The sequence below is a fragment of the Pseudomonas bubulae genome, assembly GCF_037023725.1.
GTDB lineage: Bacteria > Pseudomonadota > Gammaproteobacteria > Pseudomonadales > Pseudomonadaceae > Aquipseudomonas > Aquipseudomonas bubulae.
The window spans coordinates 2,252,542-2,278,871 of the sequence record NZ_CP146077.1 but is presented as its reverse complement, the minus strand read 5'-3'; the positions used below and the strand labels follow the sequence as shown (position 1 = coordinate 2,278,871).

At 61.4% G+C, this 26,330-nt stretch carries 25 protein-coding genes and 1 pseudogene; 8 read left to right on the top strand and 18 right to left on the bottom strand.

All coding sequences use genetic code 11. From position 1 onward, the window contains the following. Positions 1 to 22: 22 nt before the first annotated feature. A complete protein-coding gene (locus V6L81_RS10645) occupies positions 23 to 280 on the top strand; it encodes a terminase (RefSeq protein WP_095002162.1) in 258 nt (85 codons plus the stop codon). On the opposite strand, the gene V6L81_RS10640 is transcribed toward V6L81_RS10645, so the two are convergent. The 3 genes from V6L81_RS10640 to V6L81_RS10630 form a co-directional block, all read right to left on the bottom strand. Then, on the bottom strand, positions 281 to 1,078 hold the full coding sequence (locus V6L81_RS10640; RefSeq protein ID WP_095023977.1) for an acyl-CoA thioesterase II: 798 nt from the start codon (positions 1,076 to 1,078) through the stop codon (positions 281 to 283). Positions 1,079 to 1,155: 77 nt separating this feature from the next. After that, positions 1,156 to 1,923: a CHAD domain-containing protein gene (locus V6L81_RS10635; RefSeq protein ID WP_095002164.1), complete on the bottom strand. Its 768-nt coding sequence runs from the start codon at positions 1,921 to 1,923 to the stop codon at positions 1,156 to 1,158. A 28-nt stretch (positions 1,924 to 1,951) separates the two neighbouring features. Further along, entirely contained in the window at positions 1,952 to 2,230 is a 279-nt protein-coding gene (locus tag V6L81_RS10630; protein WP_095002165.1) for a hypothetical protein, read from the bottom strand. Positions 2,231 to 2,441: 211 nt separating this feature from the next. Between V6L81_RS10630 and V6L81_RS10625 the strand changes: the two genes are divergently transcribed. Continuing rightward, the gene (locus V6L81_RS10625; protein WP_095002166.1) at positions 2,442 to 3,491 is read left to right on the top strand and encodes a patatin-like phospholipase family protein; all 1,050 of its coding nucleotides are present in this window, start codon (positions 2,442 to 2,444) and stop codon (positions 3,489 to 3,491) included. On the opposite strand, the gene V6L81_RS10620 is transcribed toward V6L81_RS10625, so the two are convergent. The 8 genes from V6L81_RS10620 to V6L81_RS10585 all read right to left on the bottom strand — a co-directional run bounded on the left by V6L81_RS10620 (position 3,458) and on the right by V6L81_RS10585 (position 13,442). Further along, entirely contained in the window at positions 3,458 to 4,159 is a 702-nt protein-coding gene (locus tag V6L81_RS10620; protein ID WP_095023979.1) for a response regulator, read from the bottom strand. The two genes, V6L81_RS10625 and V6L81_RS10620, sit on opposite strands and share 34 nt — an antisense overlap. Positions 4,160 to 4,195: 36 nt before the next feature. After that, positions 4,196 to 6,862 carry a sensor histidine kinase KdpD gene (locus V6L81_RS10615; protein WP_095026101.1) on the bottom strand — a complete coding sequence of 889 codons (2,667 nt, stop codon included), beginning with the start codon at positions 6,860 to 6,862 and terminating at the stop codon, positions 4,196 to 4,198. 132 nt (positions 6,863 to 6,994) lie between these two features. Further along, on the bottom strand, positions 6,995 to 7,555 hold the full coding sequence (gene kdpC / locus V6L81_RS10610) for a potassium-transporting ATPase subunit KdpC (protein WP_338660671.1): 561 nt from the start codon (positions 7,553 to 7,555) through the stop codon (positions 6,995 to 6,997). Between the two features lie 18 nt (positions 7,556 to 7,573). Beyond that, complete coding sequence (kdpB, locus tag V6L81_RS10605; protein WP_338660670.1) at positions 7,574 to 9,646, bottom strand: potassium-transporting ATPase subunit KdpB; 2,073 nt, start codon at positions 9,644 to 9,646, stop codon at positions 7,574 to 7,576. 10 nt (positions 9,647 to 9,656) lie between these two features. After that, on the bottom strand, positions 9,657 to 11,351 hold the full coding sequence (gene kdpA, locus V6L81_RS10600) for a potassium-transporting ATPase subunit KdpA (protein ID WP_338660669.1): 1,695 nt from the start codon (positions 11,349 to 11,351) through the stop codon (positions 9,657 to 9,659). Between the two features lie 8 nt (positions 11,352 to 11,359). Continuing rightward, on the bottom strand, positions 11,360 to 11,449 hold the full coding sequence (gene kdpF, locus V6L81_RS10595) for a K(+)-transporting ATPase subunit F (protein WP_016780098.1): 90 nt from the start codon (positions 11,447 to 11,449) through the stop codon (positions 11,360 to 11,362). 282 nt (positions 11,450 to 11,731) lie between these two features. Then, a complete protein-coding gene (locus V6L81_RS10590; protein WP_338660668.1) occupies positions 11,732 to 12,964 on the bottom strand; it encodes a hypothetical protein in 1,233 nt (410 codons plus the stop codon). A 28-nt stretch (positions 12,965 to 12,992) separates the two neighbouring features. Continuing rightward, positions 12,993 to 13,442 (bottom strand): YcgN family cysteine cluster protein, encoded by a 450-nt coding sequence (locus V6L81_RS10585; protein WP_016780096.1) that lies wholly within the window; start codon positions 13,440 to 13,442, stop codon positions 12,993 to 12,995. 155 nt (positions 13,443 to 13,597) lie between these two features. On the opposite strand from V6L81_RS10585, the gene V6L81_RS10580 reads away from it, so the two are divergent. After that, positions 13,598 to 14,191, top strand: coding sequence for a nitroreductase family protein (locus V6L81_RS10580; RefSeq protein WP_016780095.1), 594 nt, complete (start codon positions 13,598 to 13,600; stop codon positions 14,189 to 14,191). Between the two features lie 111 nt (positions 14,192 to 14,302). Here V6L81_RS10580 and V6L81_RS10575 read toward each other — a convergent pair whose 3' ends face one another. From V6L81_RS10575 to rnd, 3 genes are all read right to left on the bottom strand, one after another. Then, entirely contained in the window at positions 14,303 to 15,235 is a 933-nt protein-coding gene (locus V6L81_RS10575; RefSeq protein ID WP_095002173.1) for a D-2-hydroxyacid dehydrogenase, read from the bottom strand. Between the two features lie 126 nt (positions 15,236 to 15,361). Then, positions 15,362 to 15,655: a YcgL domain-containing protein gene (locus tag V6L81_RS10570; protein WP_095002174.1), complete on the bottom strand. Its 294-nt coding sequence runs from the start codon at positions 15,653 to 15,655 to the stop codon at positions 15,362 to 15,364. After that, complete coding sequence (gene rnd / locus V6L81_RS10565) at positions 15,652 to 16,785, bottom strand: ribonuclease D (protein WP_095002175.1); 1,134 nt, start codon at positions 16,783 to 16,785, stop codon at positions 15,652 to 15,654. Before rnd ends, V6L81_RS10570 begins: the two co-directional genes overlap by 4 nt. Before the next feature lie 251 nt (positions 16,786 to 17,036). Here rnd and ampC point away from each other — a divergent pair, with 251 nt between their 5' ends. After that, positions 17,037 to 18,191, top strand: coding sequence for a class C beta-lactamase (ampC, locus tag V6L81_RS10560; protein WP_095031712.1), 1,155 nt, complete (start codon positions 17,037 to 17,039; stop codon positions 18,189 to 18,191). Here the strand turns inward: ampC and V6L81_RS10555 are convergent. Beyond that, positions 18,188 to 18,838 carry a bifunctional 2-polyprenyl-6-hydroxyphenol methylase/3-demethylubiquinol 3-O-methyltransferase UbiG gene (locus tag V6L81_RS10555; RefSeq protein WP_095019348.1) on the bottom strand — a complete coding sequence of 217 codons (651 nt, stop codon included), beginning with the start codon at positions 18,836 to 18,838 and terminating at the stop codon, positions 18,188 to 18,190. The genes ampC and V6L81_RS10555 overlap by 4 nt on opposite strands. Before the next feature lie 93 nt (positions 18,839 to 18,931). After that, entirely contained in the window at positions 18,932 to 20,311 is a 1,380-nt protein-coding gene (locus V6L81_RS10550; protein ID WP_338660667.1) for a glutamine synthetase family protein, read from the bottom strand. 348 nt (positions 20,312 to 20,659) lie between these two features. Here V6L81_RS10550 and poxB point away from each other — a divergent pair, with 348 nt between their 5' ends. The 4 genes from poxB (at position 20,660) to V6L81_RS10530 (ending at position 24,558) form a co-directional block, all read left to right on the top strand. Beyond that, a complete protein-coding gene (gene poxB / locus V6L81_RS10545) occupies positions 20,660 to 22,381 on the top strand; it encodes a ubiquinone-dependent pyruvate dehydrogenase (protein WP_095002179.1) in 1,722 nt (573 codons plus the stop codon). A gap of 227 nt (positions 22,382 to 22,608) precedes the next feature. Next, entirely contained in the window at positions 22,609 to 22,851 is a 243-nt protein-coding gene (locus tag V6L81_RS10540; RefSeq protein WP_016780087.1) for a ParD-like family protein, read from the top strand. After that, complete coding sequence (gene map, locus V6L81_RS10535; RefSeq protein WP_095002180.1) at positions 22,848 to 23,639, top strand: type I methionyl aminopeptidase; 792 nt, start codon at positions 22,848 to 22,850, stop codon at positions 23,637 to 23,639. The genes V6L81_RS10540 and map overlap by 4 nt, the downstream gene beginning before the upstream one ends. A gap of 25 nt (positions 23,640 to 23,664) precedes the next feature. Then, positions 23,665 to 24,558: a LysR family transcriptional regulator gene (locus tag V6L81_RS10530; protein ID WP_095019351.1), complete on the top strand. Its 894-nt coding sequence runs from the start codon at positions 23,665 to 23,667 to the stop codon at positions 24,556 to 24,558. A gap of 65 nt (positions 24,559 to 24,623) precedes the next feature. On the opposite strand, the pseudogene V6L81_RS10525 reads toward V6L81_RS10530, so the two are convergent. Together V6L81_RS10525 and V6L81_RS10520 are read right to left on the bottom strand one after the other, a co-directional pair. Next, a pseudogene (locus tag V6L81_RS10525) lies at positions 24,624 to 25,112 on the bottom strand (cupin domain-containing protein); the annotation flags it as partial. A gap of 15 nt (positions 25,113 to 25,127) precedes the next feature. Beyond that, positions 25,128 to 26,177, bottom strand: a complete 1,050-nt coding sequence (locus V6L81_RS10520; protein WP_338660666.1) for an alpha/beta hydrolase — start codon at positions 26,175 to 26,177, stop codon at positions 25,128 to 25,130. Positions 26,178 to 26,330 lie beyond the last annotated feature (153 nt).

The following is a 26,330-nucleotide window of genomic DNA, read 5'->3' as shown; positions in this document are numbered from 1 at the left end:
CCCTCGAACAAGGAGAGCAATCATGGGCAAACGTCATCCAAATCTACCGGCCTGGCAATGGCGCTCCAACCCGCACGGCCAGCAAAACACCGCGTATCAGGCAATCAACCTGATCGCAGTGCCGATGATGGTGGTGGCTTTTCTGTTGCTGGTGTCGGGCGTCTTCAGTGAAAACGCCACCAGCGCGGTGATCGGTCTGGTTGCCCTGTTTGCGGCCCTGATCCTGCAACGCCAGGGCCACAAGGCCACCAGCGCAACGGATAACAGCCAGACCTTCTGATCAACCGAACACGGCTACGGTCTGGCGGCTGAGCGCAATCAGCTCGCCGCCTGGGCCCCACAGGTTGGCCGCCACATGGCCGTAGCCATCCCGCGCATGTTCGATGACGGCCAGGTACTTGCACCACTGCAACGTGCTGACCTTAGGCAGTGGCTGCACGAACTCGATGGTCCAGGTCAGCGTGCTGCCTGCTGTCGGCTTGTTCAGTAACGGCAGCAGTGCAGGCGGCCAGGTATCGACCAGCGCCAGCAAATGGGTTTCTGTCAGAGGTTCGTCCTCAACACCGCCATCAAAACGTACCCAGCCGCCCATTTCCCGCGTTCCACGACCGGTGAACGGCAGTGCGCCCACGGCCCAGGCCATGGACAAATGACGCATAAACTCCGGGGTAACGCCTTTGATATAGGGCAACAGCGGGCAATCTTCGGGCGCCTTCATCTCAGGCGCAGGCAAGCCGTCCACGTTCGCCACTGATTCCCGCGCAGCGCCAAAGCTGCCTTGTACCAGGGTCATGACCTGACCGTCCTGCACCACCCGCCCCAGCACCTGGCTGACCGCCTTGCCTTCGCGCAGCACCTCAACCTCGAAACGCACCGGTACATCGGCGGCCACCGGCCCGACAAAACTCACTGCCAATGAGCGCAACGCCCGCTCGACAGGCACATGGGCGCGCATGGCTTCGTACTGCAAAGCCACCAACAGGCCGCCAAAGCTGGCGCGGCCCTGGCCCCAATCGGCCGGGATGGTCACGTCCAAAGGCGTGTTGCGCACCGCCGCAACCAATTCGCAAAACTGCATAAGCACCTCGAAACAGATAAATATGACGGGATACTACCCATCCATCTGACTCTGCACAGTGCTGTATCGGCCAAAGATCAGGAGTGAAAGCAAGCCGCACTCAATTTGACCAACGCCTTGTCAGCGCGTTTTTCGCCGTGCTCAAGGGTGGCCTGCCATTGCGCCACACAGGGTTGCAAGTCGGCGTGTTGCCCGGCCTGCAGCAACCATTGCCAGGCATCGTGCCATTCGCCCAGCGCCTGCTGTGCCCCCTTGAGGCGGGCCAGCACCAAGGGCGGCAGCTGGTTCAACTCCGGGTAGGCTTCAGCGGCATAGCGTACGCGCTTGATCAGCAACCTTACGCGATGGCGGTCATGGCCAGGGTCATTGAGAGCGTTTTCCAGGGTTTTCCACTGTTTTTCCAGGACCTTTGCGATCCGCTGGCGCAAACCACGCAGCAGGCCTTCTCGCTCGGCAGCACGCAAAAAGCGCGGAAACACCTCGAGGATCATCAACAGTTGAGCCAACTGCTCACTGTCGGCCACCCGGGCATAACTGCCGGCCAACTGTTGCGTGCGGCGTTGCGCCTGCGCCGTGTAGCCGTGCGCCTGCAAATGTGCCGCCAGCACTTCAAGATCACGCAGGGGGGTGGTCAACACGCCAACCTGGGATGCAGACATTTCAAGTTGCACAACCCCCGGCAACCCGCGCAAAGGCCGCAACAGGCTGCGCAAGCGGCGCACAGTGGTGCGCAGGTCGTGCAGGGCCTCCGGGTCCGTATCGGCTTCCAGACGCGCCTGACAGGCCAGTAACCTGACCTCCAGACGCACGATGTTTGCCACTATCCGGTCAACCAGCTCAGACATCCTCACCCTCCCCCTTTACCGCTGCGCTTCAACGCCCGGCGCGGGATTCACGAATATAGAAACGCGCCTTCTCGGCTTTTTTGGTGCAACCCTCAAAGGCTTCAAATTGCTGCTGGGTCTTGGCCGCCGTCAACAAGGACAAGGCCTTGGAGTAGCTGACAGTCCCGGCGAAGCCTTCCGCCTTGGCCAGGTCCAGTTCATGCCAGGCCGAATCCAGGTTCGTCGCACAACTGTCGCGATACGCCTTGGTACCCGCACAACCTGCCAACGCCAGCGCGATCAGCGGTACACAAATCCATGCTTTCATGTTGTTTTCCTCAGAAATTAAAGTTCAGTGCAATCTCAGACGAACAACCTGCATAAAAGTGCCACAACGTAAAAATCAAAAAAACCGGCAACACCTACCCGTCATTGCTACAAGGCACTAGCCTAGCTGGTAGATACGCGTTCATGCCAAAAGCTGTCACTCAGGGTCACAAAAAGGCATTGTGAGTGACTGTCAGGCGAAGGTGGGGTTCATGAAAAAACGTATTGCATTGGTATTGGGCTCCGGCGGTGCCCGGGGCTATGCCCATATCGGCGTGATTGAAGAGCTGGAAAGCCGCGGCTATGAAATCGCCTGTATCGCCGGTTGCTCGATGGGCGCGGTGGTGGGCGGGATTTACGCCGCCGGCAAACTGGACATGTACCGGGACTGGATTCAAAGCCTGGACTACCTCGATGTGCTGCGCCTGGTGGATGTCAGCTTCCGGCTTGGAGCGATTCGCGGTGAAAAGGTCTTCGGCCAGATCCGCAATATGGTCGGTGAAATCAATATCGAGGACCTGCGCATCCCCTACACCGCCGTCGCCACCGACCTCACCCACCAGCAGGAAATCTGGTTTCAGGAGGGCTGCCTGCACCAGGCCATGCGCGCCTCGGCAGCGATCCCCAGCCTGTTTACCCCGGTGATGCAGGGCAACCGCATGCTGGTGGACGGCAGCCTGCTCAACCCGCTGCCCATCGTGCCGGTGGTGTCCAGCCACTGCGACCTGATCGTCGCCGTCAACCTCAACTCCACCCACCAGAGCCACTACCAGTTGCCGGTGATCCAGCGCCCGGCGGCTTTCAAGGGGCGCTTTGACAACCTGATGAGTTCGCTGGGCTCGCGCATGCCGTTTCGCAACAAACAGGCCGAGCACTTGCTCAACCTCGAACAGGAACTGCTCAACCCCCAGGCCGAGCCGCTGGCCCAGGCAAAGCCCAATCCCTGGCTCGACACACCGCAAACCGCCTCCCCTGCCGCTGAAGAGGGCTCGCCCAAGTCAGCCACCGGCTCGGTGATCATCGACAACGTCGGCCCGGCCTCGCTGCTGGACTTGATCAACCAGAGCTTCGAGGTCATGCAGACTTCACTGGCGCAATACAAGATCGCCGGTTACCCGCCCGATATCCTGATCAACGTGCCCAAGCGGGTGTGCCGGTTTTTCGAGTTCTACAAAGCCCAGGAGCTGATCGCCCTGGGTCGCCTGATTGCAAAAGACACCCTGGACCGTTACGAAAAGGACGAGGCGTCCAACAACCGGTAGCCAACCCCGGCTTCGGTCACGATATACCGTGGCCGGGTCGGATCATCCGCCAGTTTCTGGCGCAAATGGCCAACGACAATTCTCAGGTAATGGCTGTTTTCGACATGGCTCGGGCCCCAGATATCCTTGAGCAATTGCTGCTGGGTAATGACCCGCCCCGGATGACGCGCCAAGAGCGCCAGCACCGCGTATTCCTTGCGGGTCAGCGCCACTTCGACGCCATCGAGCAGCACACGGCGGAACGCCAGGTCGACGGTCAAGGGGCCGAGTTCAAGCGCCGACTCCCGGGTTTCGCCCACAGGCGCCTGGCGCAACAAGGCCCTGATTCGTGCCAGAAACTCCTGGATGCCGAAGGGTTTGGTCACGTAATCGTTGGCCCCACCGTCCAGTGCCTGGACTTTTTGCGCTTCGCTGGCGCGCACCGAGAGCACCAGTACCGGCGCATTTGACCACTCGCGAAACTCGCGCAGTACCTGTTGGCCATCCATGTCCGGCAAGCCCAGGTCGAGCACCAGCACATCGGGCCGTCCGAGCGCTGCCTGGCTCAAGCCATCGGCCCCGGTCGCGGCCTCCAGCACGGTGTATCCCTGGGACACCAGGCTGATACGCAGGAATTTGCGAATCTGCGGTTCATCGTCGATGACCAAAATGGTCGCGCTCTGGCTCATGACTTGTTATCGCAATAGAGGGATAGCCAAAGAATATCAGTCTTCACTTTCCAGCCCTTCATTCTCGGGGCACGGTTGAAGACTTAACGGCAAATACAGGGTAATGCACGTACCCTGCCCGCCGATGCCTTCGCCGACGCTGACCCGCCCGCCGTGGGCCCCCACCATGCCCTGGCAGATGGCGAGCCCCAGGCCCGTGCCTTGCCCGCCGCGATCGCCCCGTGCGGCGGTATAAAACATATCGAAAATCTTCACCCTGTCCTCCTCGGGGATCCCCGGGCCCTGATCACTGACGGCAAACCACAATTCGCTTTCATCGGCTCCCGCCGTTAATTGCAACTGGCCATGGGGGGGTGAAAAGCGCGCAGCGTTTTCCAGCACATTGACCAGCGCCTGCTCGATCAGGGCGCCATGCACGTGCAACAGCGGTAATTGCGCTGCAACATCCACCTGCACCTGCAAGGGCGCCAGCACCGCACGCAAGCGGTTCAAGGCGCTGCCGGCAATGTCGGCAGGCGACACCCAGTCGCGCGCCAGCTTGAGCGCACCGTGGCCCAGGCGGGTCATGTCCAGCAGGTTCTGGATGTAGCGGTCCAGGCGCTCGGCTTCATCGCGGGTGCCTTCGAGCAACTCGCGGCGATCGCTCAACGGGATCGCCTCGCCCAGGGCCAGCAAGGTGTCGATACTGCCGCGCATGCTGGTCAGCGGTGTGCGCAGATCATGGGACACCGATGCCAGCAGTGCGCTGCGCAACTGCTCGGTTTCGCCGTGCAGGCGGGCCGCTTCCAGGTCCTGGGCCAAGCGCGCGCGCGCCAGTGCCTGGGCCAGGGGTTGGCTCAAAGCCATCAGTAGCCGACGACGCTGGCCACTTAGTGAATGGCCCTGCCTGGTGCACACGCCGAGCAAGGCCAATGGCCCCTCCTCGGCGCTGATCGGCCACCACCACCAACGGCCCATCGGCAAAGTGCCCGTACCCTTCCCCGCAGGCTGGTCGTGGGCCCAGGCCCAGTCAGCAGCGGCGCGCTCCGCTTCGCAGAACTGTAACGGCCCGCCGCTTTCAACGTCCCAGCCGCCATTGCCATCGCGATTGAGCAGGCATATGTCCAGCTCTTTCCAGCCGCTCAAATGCTGCCCGGCAGCATTGACCACAGCCTTGCGGTCGGTCGCGGCGGTAAGCTTGCGTGACAGGTCGAGAAGCTCGGTGGTTTCGTGCTGAGTGTCGCGCAAGGCCTGCAACTGCCGGCGCTGGCGAGCCGCCAGTTTGCCAGTGAGCGCCGCCATCAACAGAAAAAACAACAACGTCAGCACATCTTCTTCGCGCTGGATGCTGAACGAGAAATTGGGCGGAATAAAGAGGAAGTCATAGGCCAGAAATGACAGCGCCGCACAGGCCAATGCTGGCCCCAGGCTGCTGCGCACGGCCACCAGCAGCACGGCAGCCAGAAACACCAGGGAGATATTGGGCAGCGCCAGTACGCTGGATACTCCCCAGGCCAGGGCACTGGCCAGTAGCGTGGCAAGCAGCGCCAGGCCGTAGTCGAACCACACCAGTGAGTGTTCCGGGCGGTTGGTGACAGGTACAGGGGACTGCTCATTGTCGAGCACGTTGATTTCCAGGCCGTGGGCGTCACGCAACAAGCGCGCCGCCAGTCCGCCGCCAAACAGGCGACGGCGCCAGGTCAACCGCGACTGACCCACCAGCAGCAAGCTGGCACGGCGTTCGCCGGCATGCTGGATCAGGGTTTTAGCCACTTCACCGGCACGCAGCAACACCACCTCGCCACCCAGGCGCTCAGCCAGTTGCTGGGCGCTTTGCAGGCGCAGGCGTGATTGCTCGTCGCCTGCCCGGCCGTTGTCCACATGCACCAGGCTCCAGGGCAGATGCCGACGCTCCGCGACCCGGCTGGCATGCCGCACCAGGCGCTCGGCATGGGTATCGCCGTCGATCCCCACCAGCAAACGCCCGCGCAGCGCCGGGGCCGATTGCCCCTGCTGGCGATAGCCCTTGTCCAGTTCATCGTCGACATACACCGCAGCGGTCTGCATTGCCAGTTCGCGCAAAGCATTGAGATTGGTCTGGCTGAAAAACGCATCAATCGCTGCCCGTGCCTGCTCAGGTACATACACCTTGCCCTCGCGCAGCCGCTCCAGCAGTTCCCGGGGCGGCAGGTCGATCAGCAGCAGTTCGTAGGCTTCCTGCACAACCCAGTCCGGCAGGGTCTCACGCACCTGGACCCCGGTGATGCCGCGCACCTGATCGTTGAGACTTTCCAGATGCTGGACGTTGACCGTGGTGTACACATCGATCCCGGCCGCGAGCAATTCCTGCACATCCTGCCAGCGCTTGGCGTGACGGCTGCCGGGGGCATTGCTGTGGGCCAGCTCATCGACCAGTACCAGCTTGGGTCTGGCGGCAAGCAGGCCGTCGAGGTCCATTTCCTCAAGCTGCACGCCGCGATAATCCGAGCGCAGCATGGGCTGCTGGGGCAAGCCATTGAGCAAGGCCTCGGTCTCGGCGCGGCCATGGGTTTCGACCACCCCGGCCAGTACTTCGACACCCTGGCGCAGTTGCGTATGAGCCGCTTGCAGCATGGCGTAGGTTTTGCCCACGCCGGGTGCCGCGCCGAGAAACACTTTAAGCCGGCCACGGCCTGCGCGCGGTAGATCGGCTAGCAACGCATCGGCGCGGGCGGAATGAGTCATGGGGGGGTTCCTGATAAATTGTGTGACTGAAAGCTTTACCCTCACCCCAGCCCTCTCCCGGAGGGAGAGGGAGCTGATATGTGGTTTTCTTGAAGCCGCGTGCGGTCAGTCCCCTCTCCCTCCGGGAGAGGGTCAGGGTGAGGGGCTCTTCAACTGCGCCAATGCGCTGTTCAACAGCAGCACGTTAACCACCGGCGGCCCCACCAGCGGCCGCTCGATATGCTCCGCCACCAGCTGTTCAACAGCCTGTACCGGCAAGCTGCGAGCAGCAGCGACACGGGCTAGTTGATAGCGTATTGCCTCTGGTGGCAAGTGCGGGTCCAGCCCGCTGCCCGAGGTGGTCAGCAGCGCCAGGGGCACCGGCCCCTGGCCCGGCACGGCAAGCTGGGCGGCACTGTCCTTGACCCGTGTCGCCAGCGCCGGATTGCTCGGTGCCAGGTTGCTGGCCGAACTGGCCACGGTGGCAAACGCTCCCGCCGATGGCCGTGGGTGAAACCAGCTGTAACCGCTGAAATCCTGCGCAATCAATGCCGACCCCAGCACCTTGCCGGCACTGTCACGGACCAGGCTGCCATTGGCCTGTTCGGGGAACGCCAGCTGGGCAATGCCGGTGACGGTCAGCGGGTAGATCACGCCGGTAATGGCGGTCATCAACAGCATCAGGCTCAGGGCCGGACGTAAAAAAGTGCTCATGGTGTAACCCTCCAATGCTTAAACCAGATGCAATGCGGTGAGCAGCATGTCGATCAGCTTGATGCCCACAAACGGCACCACCAACCCGCCCACGCCATAGATCAGCAGGTTGCGGCGTAACAGGTGCGCCGCACTGGCCGCCTGCACCCGCACACCGCGCAATGCCAGCGGGATCAGCACCACGATGATCAGCGCGTTGAATACGATGGCTGACACAATCGCGCTTTGCGGGCTCTGCAGGCTCATCACGTTGAGCACGCCCAGTTGCGGGTAGATCGAAGCAAACAGCGCCGGCAGAATCGCGAAGTACTTGGCCACGTCGTTGGCGATCGAGAACGTGGTCAATGCGCCACGGGTCACCAGTAACTCCTTGCCGATCTGCACCACATCCAGCAGCTTGGTGGGATCGCTGTCCAGATCCACCATGTTCGCGGCTTCGCGGGCCGCCTGGGTGCCGTCGTTCATCGCCATGCCCACATCGGCCTGGGCCAGGGCCGGAGCGTCGTTGGCGCCATCACCGCACATCGCCACAAGGCGGCCGTCATTTTGCTCATGGCGAATGCGCGCCAGTTTTTTCTCCGGCGTGGCCTCGGCCAGCACGTCATCCACCCCGGCTTCAGCGGCAATGGCCGCGGCGGTCAGCGGGTTGTCGCCAGTCACCATCACGGTGCGGATGCCCAACTTGCGCAGCTCGGCAAAACGCTCGCGAATACCCGGCTTGACCACGTCCTTGAGGTGGATGGCGCCCAGCAGTTTGCCCTGGGCACAGACCAGCAAAGGAGTGCCGCCGCTCTGGGCGATCTTGTCGATTTCCCGGGACAGGGCCGGCAACAGCTCGCCGCGTTTGAGGCCGACAAACGCCAGCACTGAATCCACGGCCCCTTTGCGGTACACCCGACCGTTGTGGTCGATACCCGACAGTCGGGTTTCAGCGGTAAAGGGTACGGCCGTGAAGTCCGACACGGGTAACTCGGGCAGGCTGTGCTGGCCCCGAACAAACTCGACAATGGACTTGCCCTCTGCCGTCTCGTCCGCCAGCGAAGCGCGCAACGCGCCCTCTGCCAGCTCTTTGGCGGTCACGCCGGGGCAGGTATACAGCGCCGTGCAGCGGCGGTTGCCGAAGGTGATGGTGCCGGTCTTGTCGAGCATCAACACATGCACATCGCCCGCGGCTTCAACCGCCCGCCCCGACTTGGCAATCACGTTGAGGCGCACCAGGCGGTCCATGCCGGCAATACCGATGGCCGACAACAAGCCGCCGATGGTGGTCGGAATCAGCGTCACCAGCAGGGCCACCAGAAACACCAGGGGCAAGCTGCCACCGGCAAAGTAAGCGAACGGCTGCAAGGTCACGACCACGATCAGAAAGATCAGGGTCAGGCCGATCAGCAGAATATCCAGGGCAATCTCGTTAGGGGTTTTCTGCCGCTTTGCCCCTTCGACCAGTGCGATCATACGGTCCAGAGTGGACTCGCCGGGGTTGGCGCTGATTTGCACCAGCAACCAGTCACTGACCAGCCGCGTATTGCCGGTCACCGCCGAGCGATCACCGCCCGACTCACGGATCACCGGCGCCGATTCGCCAGTAATCGCCGCTTCGTTGACCGCGGCAATCCCTTCAATCACCTCGCCGTCGCCGGGAATCATCTCCCCCGCTTCGACGCGCACCACATCCCCTTTGCGCAGGCGGGTGGCCGGGACGATTTCAAAGCCGCCCGTGGCAGTGCGCCGACGCGCACTCAAGCCCACACTGCCAGCTTTGAGGCTATCGGCCCGAGCCTTGCCGCGCCCCTCGGCCAGGGCTTCGGCAAAGTTGGCGAACAGCACGGTAAACCACAGCCACAGAGCGATTTGCACCGCCACCCCGGTAGGCACTGCAGGCTCGGGGATAACACACAGCACCGTGGTAAAAATCGCGGTCAGCTCGACCACCAGCATCACCGGCGAGCGTTTCAGCTGGCGCGGGTCGAGTTTGACGAATGCTTGCAACAGCGCCGGACGCCAGATATCGGCGAACGAAGTCTTCGGCGACTCGGGGGCCCTGGCTTCAGGCGTTGGCGTCAGCTTTGAAACAGGAGCAGGCATAGTCATCTTCGTCTCCTCAGAAGCCCTGGGTCAGTTGTTCAGCGATGGGGCCAAGGGCCAAGGTCGGCAGGAAGGTCAGGCCGCCCACCAGCAAGATGGTCACGGTCAGCAGCGCGACAAACAGCGGACCGTGGGTCGGAAAACTGTCCTGGCCAATCGGCGCGCTTTTCTTGATCGCGAGGCTGCCGGCCAATGCCAGCACCGGCAGGATGTAACCGAAGCGTCCGATCAACATGCCCAGGCCCAGCATCAGGTTGTAGAACGGCGTGTTGGCGTTAAGCCCGGCAAAAGCTGAGCCGTTGTTGGCACTGGCCGAGGTGAAGGCATACAGGATCTGGCTGAAACCATGGGGCCCGGGGTTGCTGACCGAGGCCACAGCACTGGGCAGTACGGCGGCAATCGCGCCCAGCACCAGCACCCCCACCGGCATCACCAGCAAGGTCACCACCAGCAGCTGGACTTCCCTGGCCTGGAGTTTTTTACCGAGGTATTCAGGGGTGCGGCCGATCATCAGGCCGGCGAGGAACACCGCGATCAACACGTTGAGCAACATCCCGTAGAGCCCGGCACCGACGCCACCGAAGATCACTTCGCCGACCATCATGTTGAGCAGTGCCACCATCCCGGTCAGCGGGTTGAGGCTGTCGTGCATGGCATTGACCGAGCCGTTGGAGGCCGAGGTCGTGGTTTCGGTCCACAGCACACTGCCGGTGGTGCCAAAGCGGACTTCCTTGCCTTCCAGCGGTGCGCTCTGCTCGACCAGCGGGCTGTTGAGCGCCGGGTTCGGCTGGTACTCGGCATACAGCGCGGTGCCGCCGCCGATCAGGAACAAGGCCAGCATGCAGGCGATGATTGCGCGGCTCTGACGCAGGTCCTTGACGTAATGGCCGAAGGTGAACACCAACGCCACCGGGATCAGAATAATCGAGGCCATTTCGAACAAGTTGCTCCAGGCGCTCGGGTTTTCGAACGGGTGCGCCGAGTTCACGCCGAAAAAGCCGCCGCCGTTGGTGCCCAGTTGCTTGATCGCAATCTGGCTGGCAGCCGGACCCAGCGGGATTACTTGATCGGCACCTTGCAGGGTTACGGCATTGACGTAATGGGCAAAGGTTTGCGGCACGCCCTGCCACACCAGCAGCAACGCCAGCACCAGGCACAACGGCAGCAGGCCATAGAGCGTGGCGCGGGTCATGTCGACCCAGAAGTTGCCCAGCGTGTGCGCCGAGCGGCGGCTGATACCACGGCACAAGGCGACCAGCACGGCCAGGCCGGTAGCGGCGCTGACAAAATTCTGCACGGTCAGCCCGGCCATCTGGCTGAAGTAGCTCAGGCTGGCTTCACCGCTGTAGCTCTGCCAGTTGGTGTTGGTGACAAAACTCACCGCGGTATTGAACGCTTGCGTCCACTCCTGCCCCGGCAACTGCTGGGGGTTGAGTGGCAAGTACGACTGAAACAGCAAAATGGCGAACAACAACACAAAGCCTGTCAGGTTGAAAACCAGCAGGGCCAGGGTGTACTTCTGCCAGCTTTGCTCATTGCCCGGGTCAACCCCGGCGATGCGGTAGCAGACCTTTTCGACGGGCCCCAATACCGGGCTCAGCCAGGTGCGCCGGCCCTCCATCACCTTGTAGTAAAAACGCCCCAGCCAGGGTGCGGGCAACAGCACCAGGGCAAAAAAGGCAAGCATCAGCCCATAGTCATAACTGTGCATACCCGCTCCTAGTTCCGGTCTGCGCGCAACAGCGCAACCAGCAGATAAACGAACAGCGCCACTGCCAGCAGCAGCGACACCCCATCCAGAATGCCCATGACAACTCTCCCCAGGCGGCACCTGCCGCGTAGGAAGAGAGTGTGGGGAATCAGGGCGTAAAGGATCGAGATCGAGAGGGATGCGGGGGCGTAAAGAAGGTGTAAAAAAGCAGCGATGCCTGCCGTAGCAGCTGGCGAAGGAACGCGGCTGCGTTCGAGCGCGAAGCGGTCGTAAAGCATCTGGATGCGGCGTAACTGACAAACCGCATTGGCCAAATTGACGACGACTACGCCGCCGGACGCAGCCTTCGTCCCTCGGCAGCTGCTACACGTGGGTTAGGATCAGCGCAACAGCGGGCTGTCCAGTACCTCGGAGGCGCCGCCCAGCACGCTTTCGCTCAGCTGGATAAAGCTCGCGGTGTTGACCTTGTCCATACGCATCAGCGCCTGGCTGACATCATCCAGCGAGCGCTTGCTGTGGGTCTGCAAACGGATTTCACGGTCCAGTGCCTGCAACAGCGTGACTGCCCGCGCAACCATGGCCGCGTTTGCCTGTTCACCGCGCAGGCGGGTCACGTTTTTACCGGCAGCGTTGAGCTTGTGCTGCAGGGTCTGGTAACGCTCATCACTCATGCCGCCGGCGCGGCGCAGCAGTTCGATGGCGTAGTACTCGCCAAGGCCCTCGCCGATCCAGTCATGCCCCGGCTCATCGTTGATGCCGCTGAACAACTGCACCACTTCGCGCAACAACGGACTTGAACCGCTCTCGCTGACCAGCGGCAAACCGCTATAGAGGTAGATCGAGTTGCGCCCCGCTGCACTGCCTTTCCACATCGGGCTGCCCGCGCCGACGATCAGCAGCTTGGGCGGGTTGCGCGGGAACACCGCCTGCACCTGCGGCCACACAAAGGTCAACAGGGTCAGCACATCCATGCGGTGCATGCCCTGCCCCTTGGGTGCGCTCACCGTGACCTCGGTTTCGCCCAGGGTGGTGCGGCGGCTGCCCAGGTTACCCGCGAGCATCCAGCCGGTGGGGCGATCAAACAGACGCGACACATCATCGATACGAAAGCGGTTTTTACCGATACGCGGCCAAGCGGTTTCAACGCTTTTCCAGCCTTTGGGCAGTTCGAATTCAAGCCGCGACACCAGCTCGACCCCATCCTGCTGATCGAGGCTGGCAGGCGGGATCAGTTGCTCACCGCGAAACAACGCCCAGTCAGGCGTGATCCGGGTGTCGTACGTGCCGTTCTTGCGCGGCTGGCTCAGGCGGACGCGGTAACTCAGGCTGGCACTGCCCGCTGGCGGATGCCACAGGCCCCGGCTATGGACCGGGTCGGGGCTCAGTTGCCATTGCCCGTCGGCCTTGAAGTCGCTGTAACTGCCCGGCGCGCCCAGGTCGAAATCCAGGCTGCGCACAGCAGAACCCTCGGCCAGGGTGATCCGCACCTCGGCCTGATCGCTTTTGGGCAACAACTGTACGTGGTAATCGAGCGCCACTTTTTGCCCAGCCCACAGCGGGCCCGCCGCCAGCAACAGCAGCAAACCCAGGGGCACTCGATAACGCAGCGGCATACACACTCCTTGCAAACCGCTCCGGCACTTAACCGGCGCGGAAAATCAAATGATCTTCCCAGTCATCTTCAGGCACGCTGCCTTCGGCCAGCATGCGCCCGGACTGTGAAATGCGCTCATGGTGGACAGCGTCCGGGTCGCCACACACCAGGTGATGCCACAGCGGCAAGTCCTTGCGCTCGCTCACCAGCCGGTAGCCGCAAGTCGGCGGCAGCCACTTGAACTCTTCGGCCTTGCCCGGCGACAGCTGAATGCAGTCAGGGACTGAATCACGACGATTAGGGTAGTCGGTGCACTGGCAGGTTTTCAGATCGAGCAGTTTGCAGGCGATGCGCGTGTAGTAGACGCTGTTGTCGTCTTCATCTTCGAGCTTTTGCAAGCAGCACAATCCGCAGCCGTCGCACAGCGACTCCCATTCCTCCTGATCAAGTTGATCGAGGGTTTTGCGGATCCAGAACGGTTCAACGATTGCGGCCATGGTTCAAACATCAACATCAGGGAGTGGAAAAGGCCGCCAGTCTAGTGCCCAAGACCCCGCGGGCCAAGGGCTTGTCGTCAGACTTGTCAGCTTGACGGCATCCCAGTAGTTTTAGCCCCTGAATTGAGCCGTTACATTTACCTCAGGAAACCGCCATGCCTGCTAGCAGCCGTAAAGCCGATCACAGCATTCACGAGCAATTTACCCAGCGCTGGTCGCCCCGCGCCTTTACCGATGCGACCATCGACAAAGCCACCCTGCTGAGCTTTTTTGAGGCGGCACGCTGGGCACCGTCGGCCTACAACGCACAACCCTGGCGCTTTCTGTTCGCCCTGCGCGGCACCCCGGAGTTCGACCGTTACCTGAGCCTGCTGGTGGAGTTCAACCAGGGTTGGGCCAAGCATGCTGCCGCGCTGGTGGTGATTGTGTCCAAGACCACCTTCGCGGCACCGGGCACCACCGAAGAAAAACCCGCACCGACCCACGCCTTCGACACTGGCGCCGCCTGGGGCCACCTGGCCCTGCAGGCTCACCTGAGCGGCTGGCACACCCACGGCATGAGCGGTCTGGATTTTGAACGGGCGCGCCAGGAGCTGAAAATCCCTGAGGGCTACCAGGTCCAGGCAATGGTTGCGATCGGCAAGATCGGTGACAAGTCGAGCCTGGTGGATTACCTGCAAGCCAAGGAAGTGCCAAGCCAGCGCGAACCGCTGAGCAAGCTGGTGGCTGAAGGCGATTTCAGCCTGTAACCCGGCTACAGGAATACTTCATCTGTGGGAGCGAGCCTGCTCGCGAATGGCCTTCGCGAGCAGGCTCGCTCCCACAGGAGTGGTTTGACCGGCAACAGAGTATCTACAGGATCAGTAACCGCGGTCGAAATCCACTTCGCCACGCAATGCCTCACCCGCCTGATACGCACGCAAATTGTCGACAAACAGCTGGGCCATCATCGGTGGCGAGGTCGGCGCCGAGCTGTGCCCGGTCAACAGCAAGCCCCAGGCCGTCCAGAACGGATGCTTGGCCGGCAGCGGCTCCTGACGACAGACGTCAATCACCGCGCCCGCCAGATGCCCCACGCGCAAAGCCTCGACCAGATCGGCATCAACCACGGACACACCGCGCCCGGCATTGATGAATACGGCATTGGGATTGAACTGCGCAAACAGCTCGGCATCGTACACATCATGGGTGTCCGGGGTGTTGGGCAACAGGTTGATCACGTAATCCACCTGCCCCACCAGGCGCGGCAAGTCGCTCAGCACACCCACTTCCTTGAACGGTGCCAGCTCGCGGGCGGTTGTGGCGATGGCATGCAACTCAACGCCAAAAGGCAGCAGAAACTGCGCCACGGTCTGGCCAATATCCCCGGCCCCGACGATCAGCACCTTACGCCCGACCAGGCTCTGGCCCATGCGGTTATCCCACTTGCGCTCGACCTGGCTGACCAGCCGGGCCATGACTTCACGCTCGTGGCCGAGCATGTAGGTCAGAACGTATTCAGCCATCACCTGACCAAAAATACCCACGGCGCGGGTCAGTCGATAGTCACGCTTGAGACCTTCGGCCAACAACGGTGTGATGCCCGCCCAGGTCGACTGCAACCAAGCAGGCTTGTGGCCCTGGCGCAGCAGGGTCGCCAGCAGGTCCGGCTGGCCCAGCCACACCGGGCATTCACCGGCCATGCGCGACAGTTCCTCGGAATCGCCGCTGGACTGCAGTTGCAGATCCGGGGCGAGGCGCTGCAGCAGTTGGGTGTACAGCGGGTAATCGTGCTCGGCAATCAGGACGCGCATGTTTCTAACCTTTCCAAAACACTGCCAGCGCCCGTCGCCGAGGTTTGCCCCGTCGCGTTCGGCCAGCGCCAATCAAAATGAGTCCGTTTCAGACAGGCGCCCGGAACCGGGCACCTGGCGCCGCACTTACATCGGGTCGTTGCGACGCAACAGCTCTTCAGGCAAGTGCTCGATGTATTCGTCTTCGGCCGGCGGCATTTGCAGGTGATAGCCCTGGCTCTCGAGGTTTTCCAGAACCTTGGTGATGTCTTCGCGCGACAGCTTGCGCTCGGGCGTCAGCACCAGATCAAAGGCGTGGATCGGCTTGCCAAAAGCCAGCATCAGCGGTTCCGGCACGCGCTCCAGGGCATCGGCCTTGAGTACATACAGGTACATTTCGTTGCGTTTGGTGCTGCGGTAGATCGAGCAAATACGTTTCAAGACAGTTCTCCAGCGGTGGCCAGGCAATCGAGCAAGGCCTGGCCCATCAACTCACGGCGCCAGCCGCGCAGTGATTCCGGCAATTGATAAGGGCCATTGGGGAAGCCGCTTTTAAGCAGGGCTTCCAGGGTTTTCTTACGCAGCATCAGTTCCGGCGCAATGTTCAGGCGCTCAGCTTCAGCCTGGCCGATGGCACGCAGACGCTTGATCAGCAACGCGGCTTCAACCGGCAACGGCTCGGGCACGGCGGGCGGCCATTGTTCCGGCGGCAGACTGCCAGCACGCTTGATCAGATCAAGCAAAAACTCACCGTCCTGACGCACGGTGCGCGGGTGCATGTCTTCAATGCGCGCCAGTGCCACCAGGTTATCAGGCTGGGTTTTGGCCAGAGGCCACAATGCATGCTCGCGTATCACGCGGTTGCGCGGCAGGTCCCGGGCACGGGCTTCGTGCTCGCGCCAGGCGCAGATTTCACGCAATACCGCCAGTTGGGCCCGTGACAGCTTCCACGCCAGCTTGGCTTCGCGGTACACCTCGTAAGGATCTGTTTCGCGGCGCAGGTTGGCGACCAGTTCGGCGCCATCTTCCAGCACCCAGCGGTACTTTTCCGCCGACAGGCGCGGATGCAGCAACTTGTAGACTTCAGCCAGGTGCACGGCATCTTCGGCGGCGTAGCTGATCTGGGTTTCCGACAACGGACGCTGCAACCAGTCGGAGCGGGTCTCGCCCTTGGGCAGATCGATATCCAGGACTTCCTTGACCAGGCGCGAATAGCCCATGGAGAAGCCCAGGTTCAGATAGGCGGCTGCCAGTTGGGTGTCGAACAGTGGCACCGGCAGGCTGCCGGTCAGGCGCAGTAAAACCTCAAGGTCTTCACTGCAGGCATGCAGCACTTTGACCACCGCCTGGTTTTCCAGCAGGTCGGCCAGGGGCTGCCAGTTGTCGATGGTCAACGGGTCGATCAGGTACGCCCGCGTGCCGTCGCCAATCTGGATCAGGCCGGCAATCGGGTAAAAGGTGTCGACCCGCATAAATTCGGTGTCGAGGGCTACGAACGGCAATTGTTGCCATTCGGCGCAATGCTGGCCGAGGCTATCGTTGTCGCGAATCCAGTGAATATCGATGGCCACACGGCTCTCCCTTGAAGAATGGCGCGCAGTATATATCGCCGCCAGGGATTACCGGACATTGCCTCGTCATGTTGTGCGCGAAAAAACCTACGAAACTTCCATATAAAACCCGCATCCCTAGAGTGATTTCCTCTATAAATTGCCTGGCTCAACGCCATTGAAGATTTGTTACAACACATTATGTGACAAGCCAGTCGGGCCACTGTGAGCGGGCACGAGTAGATTTGCGCACTAAAAACCGAGGATACCCCATGAAAATGACCTGCAAACTGTCAGCACTGGCACTTTCGCTGATAGGCCTTTGCTCTTTTGCCAGTAGTGCACTGGCAAAGGGTTCTGACCTGGATGCAGTGGTGCAAAACGGCGCTAGGCACGTAATGCAAGAATACGCCGTGCCCGGCCTGGTCATCGCCGTGAGCGCTAACGGCAAGCAACACTTTTACAGCTTCGGTGTCGCGTCCAAGGCCAGTAAAGAGCCAGTGACCCCCGACACGCTGTTCGAGGTTGGCTCGGTCAGCAAACTGTTTACCGCAACCCTGGCCACTTATGCTCAGGCCCAGGGCAAGCTTTCGCTGTCCGATACCGTCGGCAAATACGAGCCGGAACTTGAAGGCACACCCTTTGGCAAGGTAACCCTGGCCCATCTGGCCACCCATACTGCAGGCGGCTTCCCTTTGCAGCTGCCGGACAGCGTGCAGGACGAGCGCCAGTTGATGGATTACCTCAAACGCTGGAAACCCGCCTACCCGATGGGCACCCAGCGCAGCTACGCCAATCCAAGCATCGGCATGCTCGGCGTGATTGCCGCCAAAAGCCTGAACCTGCCGTTCACCCAGGCAATGGAGCAACAACTGTTCCCGGCACTGGGGCTGCACAACACCTACTACACCGTGCCCGCCAGCAAAATGACGTTGTATGCCCAGGGCTACGACAAGCAGGATGCACCGGTCAGGCTTAACTCCGGCGTGCTCGGCAATGAAGCCTATGGCGTGAAAACCAGCGCCCGCGACCTGATCCACTTTACCGAGCTCAACCTGGGCCAGGGCGAAACCAGCCCGCAGATTCGCAAGGCTCTGGCTGACACGCACATCGGTTATTTCCGCGTGGGCCCCATGACGCAGGATCTGATCTGGGAACAGTACCCTTACCCTGTCGAGCTCAAATCGCTGTTGGAAGGCAACTCGAACAACATGGCCTATGAAAACAATGACGCCATCGCCCTGAATCCGCCTCTGGCCCCACAACAGGCGGTATGGGTCAACAAGACCGGCTCAACCGGCGGCTTTGGTGCCTACGCAGTGTTTGTGCCTGCCAAGCAAAAATCGATCGTCATTCTGGCCAACAAGAACTACCCCAACGACGCACGGGTCAAGTTGGCATACGAGGTGCTCAAGGCTCTGGACTAAATGTCCTTGCGCAAGATGTAGATGCTGCCCATGCCACAACCGGGCAGCACTTCGTACTGTTTGAGGATACTGAAGCCTGCCCGCTCAAATTGACCTTCAATTTCATCCTTGTTCACCACGATACGGAGCGGGTCACAGCCCTGCTCCGCCGCACGACCAAGGGGCACAGAAAGGATCAGGCCGTCACGACTGACCCTGTGCAGCTCGCGCAAAATGGCCTGGCGATGATCGCTGTCGCGCACATGGTGGAACAACTGCATGCAAAAAATGCAGTCCACGGCGTTTTCCGAAATATCGATGGAAAACACCGAGCTTTGAAACAGTTTGATGCGCGCCAGCAGGCCGGCGGGATGGTGGGTTTGTGCGTGATCGAGCATGGCCTGCGACGAGTCGCAGGCCAGGATCACCCGATTGCCATGCTCGGCCAAAATCGGCCAGAAACGCCCGGCTCCGCAAGCCAGATCCAGGATCAGTCCAGGCTCGCCCGCAACCTTGAGCGCCCGGCGCACCAGGCGCCGCTCGCGCCACAACACGAACCTGCGGGCAAGCCCTTGGGGCTGTACTTGCAGGCAAACCTTCGCATGCTCGCGGTCAAACTGCTCGGCGAGCTCATGCTCTATAGGGGTGGAAGGTGGCTGCGATGACATGGGCCCGCGAACTCTTGTGTTTGATGATGATCAACGCAGAGATTATCGGGACACCAGTGAAAAAATTGTCACAAAACCATGAAAACAGGCGGGTCACGCCTGCTGCAAATACCAGCGCCAGTCCTGCTCGCCCACTTCGCCCATGAATTGACGGTATTCCGCGTTTTTCACGGCCAGGTAGACCTTGAGAAACTCCGGACCGAAGGCTTCTTTTGCCCACTCCGAAGCCTGCAACGCCCGCAAGGTGGTCAGCCAGTCGGTCGGCAACCGCTCGCTGGCCTGGGCATAGCCATTGCCTTCGACCGGCGCACCCGGGTCGAGTTGCTCGCGAATGCCACGATGGATTCCGGCCAGAATAGCTGCCGCGGCCAGGTACGGATTGGCATCGGCACCACATATGCGGTGTTCGATATGCCGTGAAAACGCCGGACCACCGGGCACCCGCAGGCTCACCGTACGGTTGTCCACGCCCCAGGTAGCGGCCAGCGGCGCATAACTGTTGCTCTGGAATCGGCGGTAGGAGTTGGCATTGGGGCAAAACATCAACAGTGAATCGAGCAAAGTGCTGAGCATTCCGCCCACCGCCTGCCTGAGCAACGGCGTACCGTCCGCTGCCTCGCTGGCAAACAGGTTGTTGCCGTCCTTGTCGGCCAGGCTCACATGCATGTGCATGCCGGTACCGGCCAGATCATCGAAAGGCTTGGCCATAAAGCAGGCAACCATCCCGTGCTTGTGCGCCACGCCTTTGACCAGGCGCTTGTAGCGCACCGCTTCGTCCATTGCCTGCAGCGCGTCACTGCGATGCTCCAGGGTAATTTCCACCTGCCCCGGCGCATATTCGGAAATCGCCGTGCGTGCAGGTATCCCCTGGAGCTTGCAAGCGCTGTACAAATCGGCCAGAAACGGCTCGATCTGCTCCAGCTCGCGCAAACCGTAAACCTGGGTCGCCCGCGGGCGCTGGCCATCAGCATCACGGGCCGGTTGCGGGCGACCGTTGCTGTCGCGCTGCTGATCGAGCAGATAAAACTCCAGCTCCGCCGCCATCACCGGGTAGTAGCCATCGGCCTTGAGGCCGTCGATAACCTTGGCCAGCAAGTGCCGGGGGTCGGCCACTGTGGCGGGCATGCCCTGTTGGGGATGCATGCTGACCTGTACTGCCGCCGTGGGAATCAGGCGCCACGGCATGGGCTGCAAACTGCCGCTGACGGGATAGGCACGGCAGTCGATGTCGCCCACATCCCACACCAGGCCGGTGTTTTCCACATCATCGCCGTTAATGCTCAAGCCCAGAATCGTGCTCGGCAGCGGCCGACCGCTCTCGTAGACCGCCAGCAACTCGTCGCGGTGCAGCAACTTGCCGCGAGGCACGCCGTTATTGTCGATGATGAACAGTTCGAACATCTCGATGTGGGGATGTAATTCCAGAAAATCCAGGGCTTGTTGCAGCGGGACAAACGCGGTTGCAGCACTCATGGCAATACTCATCGGTTCGTATCAGACAGGCGCCGGGGCGCACATATTCAGGATTTGACGGCACGATGAAGATCCGGCGGGCGGGCATGACGGCAGTGAAACAGGGCCCAGAAGGCCTGCCAGGGGCACTGAATGCTGCTCATACCTGCAACCGTTGCCAAAAAGGGAACCCAGCCTCACACGCCCGGGTGGGTTGTTTAAATGCAGGGATTTATACCTTTGGTTACATCGGCGCTAAACAATCAAGCCTCTGTGGGAGCGGGCTCTGTGAACGTTTCAATCCCCGGCAAGGTCGCATGCAGTGTCTATCCTGCTTGATCCACCCTACTGCTTCGAGGAGCCCGCACCATGACCAGAACGGTTGCCGATTTCATCACCGAAACCCTGCAGCAAGCCGGCGTAAAGCGTGTATTTGGCGTGGTGGGTGATTCCCTCAATGGCTTTACCGACGCCTTGCGTCGCCAGGAGCAGATTGAGTGGATCCATATGCGCAACGAGGAGTCCGCCGCATTCGCCGCCGGGGCCGAAGCCCATTTGACCGGCGAGCTGGCGGTTTGCGCCGGCAGCTGTGGCCCCGGCAACCTGCACTTGATCAATGGCCTGTTCGACGCCCATCGCAGCGGAGTACCGGTGCTGGCACTGGCCGCTCACATTCCCGGCAGCGAAATCGGTATCGACTATTTTCAGGCCACCCACCCCGAAAGCCTGTTCAAGGAATGCAGCCACTACGTTGAACTGGTGTCCCGCCCTGAGCAGCTGCCGCAGATTCTGCATCGGGCCATGCGCACGGCCATCGCCAAACGCGGAGTGGCGGTGGTAGTGATTCCGGGGGATGTGGCGCTGCAAGCGACCGAGGCCAAGGTGGCGCAATGGCTCAAGCCTGCCCAGCCGCTGGTCTGTCCCGCCCCGCCCGATATCGACCGGCTGGCGTCGTTTCTCAATGACGGCAAGAAAGTCACACTGCTGTGCGGCGCAGGCTGCGCCGGTGCCCATAGCGAAATCCTGGCCCTGGCCGAGCGGTTGAACGCGCCCATAGTGCATGCCCTGCGCGGCAAGGAACATGTCGAATACGACAACCCCTATGACGTCGGCATGACCGGCCTGATCGGCTTCGCCTCGGGTTACAAGGCGATGATGAACTGCGACACCCTGCTGATGCTGGGCACCAACTTTCCTTATCGCCAGTTCTATCCCGAGCACAGTTATATCGCACAGATCGACCTGCGCCCCGAAGCCCTGGGCAATCGCTGCCCGCTGCAACTGGGGCTGCTCGGTGATGTGAAGCTGACACTTGAGGCAGTATTGCCCAAGGTGATGCAAAACCCCGACCGCGACCACCTCGACCAGGCGCTGGACGATTACAAAAAAGCCCGGGAAGACCTCGACGCCCTGGCGGAAAGTGGCCCTGGCAGCTCTATCATCCACCCCCAGTACCTCAACCGGCTGGTCAGTGAGCTGGCGGCAGAGGATGCGATTTTCACCTGCGACGTTGGCACCCCCACTGCGTGGGCAGCCCGCTATTTGAAAATGAACGGCAAACGGCGCCTGATCGGCTCGTTCAACCACGGCTCGATGGCCAATGCCATGCTGCAGGCCATCGGCGCACAGGCGACATACCCGGATCGCCAGGTTATCTCAATGTCCGGCGACGGTGGTTTCACCATGATGATGGGTGACTTCCTCACCCTCAGCCAGGTGGGCTTGCCGGTCAAGGTCATCGTGCTCAACAACGGCACCCTGGGTTTTGTCGAAATGGAAATGAAGGCAGCGGGCTTCCCGGATGTGGGTTGCGACCTGAAAAATCCGGACTTTGCGGCAATGGCCCAGGCCATGGGGGTTAAAGGGATTCGCGTGGAGCATCCATCCGAACTGGAAGCGGCGCTGCGCGAAGCCTTCGCCCATGACGGCCCGGTGCTGGTGGATGTGGTCAGCGCCCGTCAGGAGCTGGTCATGCCGCCGACCAAGACGTTCGAACAGGCCAAGGGCTTCAGCCTGTTTATGCTCAAGACCGTGATGGACGGCCGCGCCCGGGAGCTGATCGACCTGGCCAAAGTCAACTTGTGGCGCTGATTAACTCTCCAATAACCGCAGTACTTTGTGGGAGCGGGCTTGCTCGCGATGAAATTGACGCGGTTTACCTGACAGACCGCGCCGCATGCATCGCGAGCAAGCCCGCTCCCACAGGGAGACCTTGACCGGAAACAGAGTTTCTACACGATTGAAAACCGCTACAGCTTGCGATCACGAGCAGCTCTCGCCTAATATACGTTCCATATACATTTCATATTGGAACGCTGATGGGCATCGTCAAGATATCCGAGCAGATGCACGAAAACCTGCGGGTCGCCAGCAACGCGCTGAGCCGCTCGATCAATGCACAAGCCGAGCACTGGATGCGGATCGGCATGCTGTCCGAACTGCACCCCAACCTTGATCACAACCAGATCTGCCGCCTGCTGGTGCGGGCCGAGCAGGCTGGCGGCCTGGACTTGAATGTGGCACTGCAAGACACCCCCCTCGCAACCGGAGCACATTCATGAAGGCCAGCGTCGTTATCAACACCCCGGCGCAAATCGCCCAGTCCAAGGTCGCGGGCAAGCTGGCCGCCGAAGTGCTGGCCATGATCGCCGAGCACGTCAAGGCCGGGGTCACCACCGACCAGCTCGACCGGATCTGCCACGATTACATCGTCAACGTGCAAAAGGCCATCCCCGGCAACGTGGGCTATCACGGTTTCCCCAAAACCGTATGTGCTTCGGTCAATGAAGTGGTATGTCACGGCATCCCGTCCAACCGCGTGCTGCGCGACGGCGATATCGTCAATATCGATATCGCCGTGGTCAAGGATGGCTGGTTCGGCGATACCAGCCGCATGTACTTTGTCGGCGAGCCAAGCCCCGCAGCCCGGCATCTGGTGAAAACCACCTACGACGCCATGTGTGCCGGGATCCGCATGGTCCGCCCGGGCGCAACCCTGGGCGATATCGGCCACGCCATCCAGACCCTGGCCGAGAAAGAAGGCTTCAGTGTGGTACGCGAGTATTGCGGCCACGGCATCGGCAAGGTCTATCACGACGAACCGCAGGTGCTGCACTACGGTTATCCGGGCCAGGGCATGAAGCTCAAGACCGGCATGATTTTCACCATCGAACCGATGCTTAACGCTGGCAAGCGCCATGTGAAGACGCTGCCTGACCACTGGACTGTCGTGACCAGGGATGGCTCGCTGTCGGCCCAGTGGGAGCATATGGTGGCCGTGACTGACGACGGCTTTGAGGTGCTGAGCCCGTGGCCGGACACCCTGGCCGAGTACCCCGCCATCGTTTGACGGGCCACTGCACAGGGACGGCGATATGACGGTTGAAAGCTACGACCAACTGGCGATCTTCGCGGTAGTTGCCCAGGAGCGCAGCTTTACCCGCGCCGCCGCCCGCCTGGGCATGTCGCAACCGGCCCTGAGCCGGGCCATGCGCCAGCTCGAGGAACGCCTGGGGGTGCGCCTGCTGGCGCGCACTACCCGCAGCGTTGCCCCGACCCAGGCGGGCGAGCACCTGCTGCAGGTGATCGCCCCACGCTTCGACGAGATCAACAGCGAGCTGGCGCTGCTCAGCAAGTTCCGTGACCGGCCAGCGGGCAAATTGCGCATCACCGCAGGGGAGCATGCGGCGATTGCGGTGCTGCAGCCGGTGCTGGCGCGGCTGCTGCCCGACCACCCGGACTTGAGCATCGAGATTATCGTCGACTACGGCCTGACCGATATCGTCGCCGAGGGCTTCGATGCTGGCGTGCGCCTGGGCGAACAGGTGGCCAAGGACATGATTGCCATGCGCATCGGGCCCGATATGCGCATGGCGGTGATCGGCTCCCCCGCTTACTTCAGCCACTACCCCAAGCCGGTGATCCCGGCCGATCTCATGGCGCACAACTGCATCACCCTGCGCATGCCTACCCACGGCGGCCTGTTTATGTGGGAATTCGAAAAAAACGGCCAGGCACTCAACGTGCGGATCGAAGGCCAACTGGTGTTCAACAACATTGCCATGCGCCTGGAATCAGTCCTGCAGGGGCTGGGCCTGGCCTATATGCCGGAAGACGTGGTACGGCCCTATATCGAGCAGGGCCGCCTGATCCGTGTGCTGGAGGACTGGTGCGAACCCTACTCCGGCTACCACCTCTACTACCCGAGCCGACGCCAGTCCTCCCCGGCCTTCACCCTGCTGCGCGAAGCCTTGCGTTACCCAGGCTGAGGAGGTGCCAGCTCACGGCTTTGCCCGTCCACCCCGCAGCCAGCATGGCAGGGCTCTGAAACTTAACGGCTCTGGTATTGCTCATCCGTCACTTTCTCCATCCAGGTCACGCTCTTACCGTCCACGCTGCCGGTGACGGCCAGATGAGTCATGGCACCGTCCGCTGCGGCGCCGTGCCAGTGTTTGACGCCCGGTGGGCAAACCACCACATCGCCGGGGTGGATTTGCTGCACCGGCTTGCCCCACTCCTGGGTCAGTCCCACGCCGGACACCACCACCAGCCGCTGCCCGGCCGGGTGAGTGTGCCAGGCGGAGCGGGAGCCCGGCGCAAAGGTGACGTAGGCACCCGAAGCGTTGATTTCCTCGCTGGCGGCAAACAGCGGATCGACCCGTACCTGCCCGGTAAAGTAGTCCTCGGGACCCGCTGTCGAGGCCTGGTCGGCGCTGCGGGTGATCTGCTGCGCCCGGGCCTTGTCGTCAACGGCTGACGATCCGGCGGCACCCGCCAGGGGGGCCGCAACACACATGGCAAGTGTCCACAGTGTCCGCTTCATGCAAACCTCCCGGAATCAGAGTGTTCTGGCATAGAAATCAGCCAGCTGGTTAATGGCAGTGTCCACATATTCAGGCACCCAGTAGGTCTGGATATGGGTCGCACCATAGATCTTGAACAGTGTCTTGTCCTGGGTGCCCGTGGCCCTGGCGAACGCCTGCTCGGTCATATACAGGGTGTCGGCCTTGCTGCCGGCAATCATCAGCAACGGTTTGTTGAGCAATTCGAGCTGGTTGGTGGCGTCGAAACTCATCAGGTCCATCAGGCTGCTGAGGGTGTATTTGAAGGTCGAGTTGGGGTGGGAGTGGGTTTTGCCGTAATACTCGAAACCTTCGCGATACAGATCAAAGGGCAGCTTGGCGATCTGCTCGTCGGTGAGTTTGACATCGCCGGTGTAGATTACTTCGCCACCTGCCGCTTCCTGGGCACGGGCAGCGGAGGCCTGCTGCAGACGCTCCTGGAGGGTGTCCAGTTGCGAATCCATAAAGCCATTACGGCGTACCAGACCTGAATTGAACATGCTCACAGTGGCAATCGACTGGAAACGCTTGTCGCTCTGCCCGGCTTTCAAGGCATAGCCACCGCCGCCGCAGATACCCAGCAAGCCCAGACGTTGGGGGTCAACACCGGGGTAACTGGCAATAAAATCGGCCATGCCGTGGATGTCTTCAACACGGTTGGCAGGTTTGTCGACATTGCGCGGCTGGCCGCCGCTGGCGCCCTGGTAGGCGGCGTCGGCGGTGATGGTGATATAGCCCCTGTCCGCCAGGCGCTGGGCATACAGGCCCGCCACCTGCTCCTTGACCCCGCCGTTGGGGTGCGCGACGACAATGGCAGGGTATTTCTTGCCCGCATCGTAATTGGCGGGGGTGTACACATTGGCGGCGATGTCCAGGCCATTGAGCTGGTAGGTGACCGGGTGGATATTGACTTTGCCTGGCTCGTTGCGAGTGATCGCACCCGCGTAGGTCAGGGTGAACGGGTTGGTCTTGTAGTCCCCCGCCTCCGCGGCGGACATGCCGACCATTGCGGCCATAAACGTGGCTTTAAGCACCGTAAACGTCACAGTAATCTCCCTTTCAAGTTAAAACTTCTGTAGGAATTCATTGATAAACGCGGCTTTATTGATAGCACTTATACCAATGACGCATAAATCCACCGACTGGTGATTGGCACCCGCCGTCGGCCGCAAGCGGGCGATAGCCGCAGTTCAGCAATT

What these genes read in the sequence shown, in the direction of transcription:
- V6L81_RS10645 (WP_095002162.1), top strand. Translation starts at nt 23, where the DNA reads ATGGGCAAACGTCATCCAAATCTACCGGCCTGGCAATGGCGCTCCAAC.
- V6L81_RS10640 (WP_095023977.1), bottom strand. Translation starts at nt 1,078, where the DNA reads ATGCAGTTTTGCGAATTGGTTGCGGCGGTGCGCAACACGCCTTTGGAC.
- V6L81_RS10635 (WP_095002164.1), bottom strand. Translation starts at nt 1,923, where the DNA reads ATGTCTGAGCTGGTTGACCGGATAGTGGCAAACATCGTGCGTCTGGAG.
- V6L81_RS10630 (WP_095002165.1), bottom strand. Translation starts at nt 2,230, where the DNA reads ATGAAAGCATGGATTTGTGTACCGCTGATCGCGCTGGCGTTGGCAGGT.
- V6L81_RS10625 (WP_095002166.1), top strand. Translation starts at nt 2,442, where the DNA reads ATGAAAAAACGTATTGCATTGGTATTGGGCTCCGGCGGTGCCCGGGGC.
- V6L81_RS10620 (WP_095023979.1), bottom strand. Translation starts at nt 4,159, where the DNA reads ATGAGCCAGAGCGCGACCATTTTGGTCATCGACGATGAACCGCAGATT.
- V6L81_RS10615 (WP_095026101.1), bottom strand. Translation starts at nt 6,862, where the DNA reads ATGACTCATTCCGCCCGCGCCGATGCGTTGCTAGCCGATCTACCGCGC.
- kdpC (WP_338660671.1), bottom strand. Translation starts at nt 7,555, where the DNA reads ATGAGCACTTTTTTACGTCCGGCCCTGAGCCTGATGCTGTTGATGACC.
- kdpB (WP_338660670.1), bottom strand. Translation starts at nt 9,646, where the DNA reads ATGACTATGCCTGCTCCTGTTTCAAAGCTGACGCCAACGCCTGAAGCC.
- kdpA (WP_338660669.1), bottom strand. Translation starts at nt 11,351, where the DNA reads ATGCACAGTTATGACTATGGGCTGATGCTTGCCTTTTTTGCCCTGGTG.
- kdpF (WP_016780098.1), bottom strand. Translation starts at nt 11,449, where the DNA reads ATGGGCATTCTGGATGGGGTGTCGCTGCTGCTGGCAGTGGCGCTGTTC.
- V6L81_RS10590 (WP_338660668.1), bottom strand. Translation starts at nt 12,964, where the DNA reads ATGCCGCTGCGTTATCGAGTGCCCCTGGGTTTGCTGCTGTTGCTGGCG.
- V6L81_RS10585 (WP_016780096.1), bottom strand. Translation starts at nt 13,442, where the DNA reads ATGGCCGCAATCGTTGAACCGTTCTGGATCCGCAAAACCCTCGATCAA.
- V6L81_RS10580 (WP_016780095.1), top strand. Translation starts at nt 13,598, where the DNA reads ATGCCTGCTAGCAGCCGTAAAGCCGATCACAGCATTCACGAGCAATTT.
- V6L81_RS10575 (WP_095002173.1), bottom strand. Translation starts at nt 15,235, where the DNA reads ATGCGCGTCCTGATTGCCGAGCACGATTACCCGCTGTACACCCAACTG.
- ampC (WP_095031712.1), top strand. Translation starts at nt 17,037, where the DNA reads ATGAAAATGACCTGCAAACTGTCAGCACTGGCACTTTCGCTGATAGGC.
- V6L81_RS10555 (WP_095019348.1), bottom strand. Translation starts at nt 18,838, where the DNA reads ATGTCATCGCAGCCACCTTCCACCCCTATAGAGCATGAGCTCGCCGAG.
- V6L81_RS10550 (WP_338660667.1), bottom strand. Translation starts at nt 20,311, where the DNA reads ATGAGTGCTGCAACCGCGTTTGTCCCGCTGCAACAAGCCCTGGATTTT.
- poxB (WP_095002179.1), top strand. Translation starts at nt 20,660, where the DNA reads ATGACCAGAACGGTTGCCGATTTCATCACCGAAACCCTGCAGCAAGCC.
- V6L81_RS10540 (WP_016780087.1), top strand. Translation starts at nt 22,609, where the DNA reads ATGGGCATCGTCAAGATATCCGAGCAGATGCACGAAAACCTGCGGGTC.
- map (WP_095002180.1), top strand. Translation starts at nt 22,848, where the DNA reads ATGAAGGCCAGCGTCGTTATCAACACCCCGGCGCAAATCGCCCAGTCC.
- V6L81_RS10530 (WP_095019351.1), top strand. Translation starts at nt 23,665, where the DNA reads ATGACGGTTGAAAGCTACGACCAACTGGCGATCTTCGCGGTAGTTGCC.